This window comes from Mesorhizobium sp. M7A.F.Ca.US.014.04.1.1, from assembly GCF_003998745.1.
Lineage (GTDB): Bacteria > Pseudomonadota > Alphaproteobacteria > Rhizobiales > Rhizobiaceae > Mesorhizobium > Mesorhizobium ciceri.
Map to the genome: position 1 here is coordinate 1 of NZ_RZRW01001125.1, position 1,009 is coordinate 1,009.

The 1,009-nt window shown below is 66.4% G+C and carries 1 protein-coding gene; it reads left to right on the forward strand.

Going from position 1 to position 1,009, the window contains the following annotated elements; translation table 11 throughout:
- Positions 1 to 915 (forward strand): ATP-binding cassette domain-containing protein (locus EOA22_RS35000; protein ID WP_164756240.1); only part of this gene is annotated, 915 nt, incomplete at its 5' end.
- Positions 916 to 1,009 lie beyond the last annotated feature (94 nt).

A 1,009-nucleotide genomic window follows, 5' to 3' on the forward strand; every position in this document is an offset into this window, starting at 1 on the left:
GTATTCGTCTCGCACCGTCGCGACGGGGTGCTGGCGATATCAGACCGCGTCTACACGATGAAGGACGGCGCGGTCGTCGCCGAACACCGCGCGGCCGAGGTCACCGCGCCGGAGCTGCACGAGATCATGGTCGGGCGCGGCCTGCAGGCCGAATATTACCGCGAGGCTCGCCAGCAGGCGCCGCGCGACACGGTCATGGTCGAGGCCAGGGGACTGGGCGCGAACGGTGCCTATCACGGTGTCGACCTGAAAATCAGGGCCGGCGAGATCGTCGGCATTGCCGGCGTCGTCGGCTCCGGCCGCGAAGAAGTCACGCGCACCATCGGCGGCTTCCTGCAGCACGATGCCGGCGAAATGAAAATCGCCGGTGACGCCGTGCGCTTCGCCTCGCCGGAGCCGGCGGTGCGCAAGGGGATCGGCTATGTGCCGCGCGAGCGCAGGCTCGAAGGCCTGGTGATGTTCCTGTCGATCGCCGAGAACATTTCGCTGGCCGATCTCTCCAGCGTCATGCGCCATGGCGCCATCGACTATGGCAAGGAGCGCCGGCTCGCCGCCGACTGGATCAAGCGGCTGCGCATCAAGGCGCCCGGCCCCGATGCCGCCTGCCGCAAGCTCAGCGGCGGCAACCAGCAGAAGGTGGTGCTGGCGCGCTGGATGACGGCGGGCTCGCGCATCCTGGTGCTCGATCACCCGACGCGCGGCCTCGATGTCGGCGCCAAGGAAGAGGTTTACGAACTGGTCCGCGATCTCTCCGCGCAAGGCGTGGCGATCCTTCTGATTTCCGACACGCTGGAAGAGACGATCGGCCTGTCGCACCAGGTGCTGGTGATGCGCGACGGCGAAATCACCGCGCGCTTCGACGCCACCCCGGGCAAGAAGCCGAACCAGGTTGATCTACTGCGAGCGATGGTATGAACCGATGAGTGAAGGTTTTTCCATCAGGCAGGTGTTCGAAGGCAAGTGGACGCAGGGCGCCATTCCCCTGGTCCTGCTGGTCGCGCTTTTGCTG